At 72.2% G+C, this 3,781-nt stretch carries 4 protein-coding genes; 1 reads left to right on the plus strand and 3 read right to left on the minus strand.

The window, feature by feature from the left end; translation table 11 throughout:
- Positions 1-226 precede the first annotated feature (226 nt).
- Positions 227-1,267: a cation diffusion facilitator family transporter gene (locus AC5LSR_RS06435; protein ID WP_250285084.1), complete on the plus strand. Its 1,041-nt coding sequence runs from the start codon at positions 227-229 to the stop codon at positions 1,265-1,267.
- A gap of 127 nt (positions 1,268-1,394) precedes the next feature.
- Here the strand turns inward: AC5LSR_RS06435 and AC5LSR_RS06440 are convergent, their stop codons facing one another.
- From AC5LSR_RS06440 to ftsR, 3 genes are all read right to left on the minus strand, one after another.
- Positions 1,395-1,967: a MerR family transcriptional regulator gene (locus tag AC5LSR_RS06440; RefSeq protein WP_250285082.1), complete on the minus strand. Its 573-nt coding sequence runs from the start codon at positions 1,965-1,967 to the stop codon at positions 1,395-1,397.
- Between the two features lie 274 nt (positions 1,968-2,241).
- Positions 2,242-2,727, minus strand: a complete 486-nt coding sequence (locus tag AC5LSR_RS06445) for a bifunctional nuclease family protein (protein WP_250285080.1) — start codon at positions 2,725-2,727, stop codon at positions 2,242-2,244.
- Positions 2,728-3,028: 301 nt separating this feature from the next.
- Positions 3,029-3,781: transcriptional regulator FtsR (gene ftsR / locus AC5LSR_RS06450; RefSeq protein WP_445548708.1), on the minus strand; the 753-nt coding region annotated here is incomplete at its 5' end.

Raw genomic sequence — 3,781 nt, forward strand, 5'->3', positions numbered from 1 at the left:
TCCCCCCGGACGCGTCGCGGGTGGGCAGCCGTCCCGGACGTGACGTCCGGAGAAAACGCCCACCAGGACACGGGAAACAGCCGGCGGGAAAACAGCGCCGTTCCCGGAATGCTGAACCCGATATCGGCAGCCATTTTCAGCGCAAATGACGGGGCCGGCGGAAGGAAGTAACGTGGAAAGCCGGACGGCCACGGGAGGGCAACGGCGGGCCGGGAAAGGAAAGCCGGTGGCGGAGAATACCGGAACAGCGCACGGCCCCGGCGGCGGCGGCCACGGCCATGACAGCGGTCACGGGCAGCATGCCGGTCACGGGCACGACGTCGCCGCGGACGCGGACCGGCGCTGGCTGATGACCGCTCTCGGCATCATCCTCGCCTACCTCGTCGTGGAGGTCGTCGTTGGCCTGCTCGCGCACTCCCTGGCGCTGCTGTCGGACGCGGCCCACATGCTCACCGACGCGGCGGCGATCGCGCTGGCGCTGGTGGCCCTGCGGGTCGCGGCCCGGCCGGCCGGCGGCGCCTACACGTTCGGCCTGCGCCGGGTGGAGATCCTCTCCGCCCAGGCCAACGGGCTCACCCTGCTCCTGCTGGCCGGCTGGCTCACCGTCGAGGCGATCCGCCGGCTGCTCACCCCGGGTGACGTGGCCGGCGGGCCCGTGCTGGCCGTCGCGCTCCTCGGGGTGGCCGTCAACCTTGCCGCGGCCTGGGCGATGAGCCGGGCCAACCGGACGAGCCTGAACATCGACGGCGCCTTCCAGCACGTTCTCAACGACCTCTACGCGTTCGTCGCCACCGCCGTCGCGGCAGTGGTCGTCCTCGCCACCGGATGGGAGCGCGCGGACACGGTCGCCTCGCTCGCCGTCGTCGTCCTCATGGTCAGAGCCGGCGCCGGCCTGCTGCACGCCTCCGGCCGGATCTTCCTCGAGGCCGCCCCCGACGGGGTCGACCCGGACGGCATAGGTGCCGCGATGGCCCGCCGGCCCGGTGTCAGCGAAGTCCACGACCTGCACATCTGGCAGATCACCTCCGGTGAGCCGGCGCTGTCCGCGCACGTGCTGGTGCATCCCGACGCGGACTGCCACGCCGTCCGGGCCGGGATACACGCCTGGCTGCGCGAGGAGCATCACATCGACCACACCACCCTGCAGGTCGACCATCTGCCCGCCGCGGCGCACCCCACGGCCGGGCAGCCCGACGATCCGCACTGCGCCGCGCCGCACGGCACCACGCACTACGCCGCGCGGCGCGGCGCCGCGAACCCGCGCTGACCGTTACGGATCACCACCTGTGATCCGCCGGTCCCGGCACCGGACGGCCGACTTGCACCGGACGGCCGACGAGGCCTGGCCCATGGCCGCGGCGGCCGGGCCGGGCCGCCGCGGCCATGGGCCGTCGTCAGGCCGAGCTGCGCCGGCTGCGGCGGTTGGCCAGCTCGTCCCCGGGATGACCGACCGTCGCCGGGCCGGGGTGCCCCCCGCGCTCGGGGCGTTCGGGGCGCTCCGTCGGCAGCTGGGACAGCTGCCCGCGCATGTCCTGGACGGCCCGGCCGACCGCGATCGCGAAAACCCCCTGGCCGCCCTGGACGAGGTCGATGACCTGGTCGTCGGAGGTGCACTCGTACACGGTCGACCCGTCGCTGACCAGGGTGACCTGTGCCAGGTCCTCGATCCCGCGCAGGCGCAGGCAGTCGGCGGCGGCGCGGATGTTCTGCAGGGAGACCCCGGCCTCCAGCAGCTTGCGCACGACACGCAGGACCAGCACGTCCCGGAAGGAGTACAGCCGCTGGCTGCCCGAGCCGGTGGCGCCGCGTACGCTCGGCACGACCAGGCCGGTGCGGGCCCAGTAGTCGAGCTGCCGGTAGGTGATGCCCGCGGCCGCACACGCGGTGGGCCCCCGGTAACCGACATCGTCACCGGGCGGCAACGGGAGATCGTCCGGGAAGAGCTGCCCCTGTCCGATCATCGCCATCCGATCATCGCTGTCGTCGTCCCGTCCGCCAGCCAGCCACCCTGAGTTCACTCAACCGCCTCGACTCGACGGTAAGAGCCTCGGGCGATCCCATCAATGATCGCGATCGGCGTGTCCCGTGGCAGACCCACAATGTTCCCAGATCAAGCCTTTGTGAGGATACAGCCGCACACAGCCACAGCGGTCAGCGAACTGTACGAATCGGCTGGAAAGCCTTTCGGCGGCCCGGGAACCGGACGGCTGACGGGGCACGCCGCATGCCAGGGCCCCCGCGTCAGGAGCCTGGCGTGTTGAAGTCCTCCGGCGAGATCGTGTCGAGGAACTCCCGGAACTTCTCCAGCTCGCTCTCCTGCTCCTGTTCCTGCTCCTCCGGCACGGTGATCCCGGCCTCGGCGAGCACCGACTCCTCGCCGTAGACCGGCGCCCCCATCCGCATCGCCAGCGCGATGGCGTCCGACGGCCGGGCCGAGACCTCGACCCCGTTGCCGAAGACAAGTGTGGCGAAGAACACGCCGTCCTGCAGATCGTTGATGGTCACCCTGGTGAGCTCGGTCCGCAGGGCACGCAACACGTCACGCATCAGGTCGTGCGTCATCGGGCGGGCGGTCGTGATGCCCTCCTGGGCGAAGGCTATGGCCGTCGCCTCCACCGCGCCGATCCAGATGGGCAGGTAACGCTCACCGCCGACCTCCTTCAACAGGACGATCGGCTGCTTCGACGGAAGCTCGACACGAACGCCGACGATGTCCAGCCGATGCACCGATCTACCTCCTCACACAGGCGGGCAGGACGGGATGATCCGACCGGAAACTGTAAACCGCCACCGGCTGACACTATCCCGGTCTCCGGGCTTCGTCAGCGGCCCGACGCTTCCGACAAGATCTCCAGTAAGATCGGCCATCGCACGGACCTGCCACCCCGGTCAACAATAGGTGCCCGGGTGTGAGCCGGCCCACGCAGCCGACAGGCGCTCCGCCCCCGGCCGGCGATGTCACCTGCCCGGTCCAGGACCCAGCCGGGCGCGTCACCTGCCCGGCCCGGGACGCCGCAGGGGGCATGTGTCACGCGCCCGGCCCGGTGCGCAGCCGGGCGCGCAGCAAGGCCGCGTGCAGCCGCACGAGCAGCCCGGCGATCTCGTCCAGGGCCTCCTCCGCCCGCCCGCTGCTGAACGGGTCGCGCTGCGCCCGCAGCGGCGCCGTCACCTGCTCGATCAGCCCGGCCTCCCGGTCGGCGGCCACCCGCGACGGGCGCAGGTGCCGGGGCTGGATGCCGAAGCCGCTCAGCGCGGCGAACGTCCGCGCGACCGCCAGCGCGTCCCCGTCGAAGTAGCTGCCCCCGGGACGGGGGGCGACCAGCCCGTACTGCTCGAGCTCGGTGAGCTCCTGCTCGTTGACACCGGCCGCGGCGAGCAGTTCCCGCCGTGACATCCGCACCTGCTCGCCGTTGTCGAGCAGGGCGTCGAGGGGGCCGGGCGACGGCGGTGCCACCGGGCGCGGGCCGGGGCGCTCCCGCGGGAGCGGCTCGCTGTCCAGCGACTCCAGCTCCTGTTTGATCACTCGCAGTGGCAGGAAGCGCTCACGCTGCGCGCCGAGGACGTAGCGCAGCCGGGCGACGTCGGCGGCGGAGTACTTACGGTAGTTCGCGCTCGTGCGGGCGGGGGTGACGAGCCCCTCCGCCTCCAGATAGCGGATCTTGGACAGGGTCACGTCCGGGTAGTCCAGCCGCAGCCGGTCGAGGACCTCGCCGATGGTGAGGGTCTTCGCGCTGGCGGCATCCGCCCGGCCCCGCGACGCCCGCACGGGCACGGGCACGGG

Source organism: Protofrankia sp. CiP1_Cm_nod4 (genome assembly GCF_982290645.1).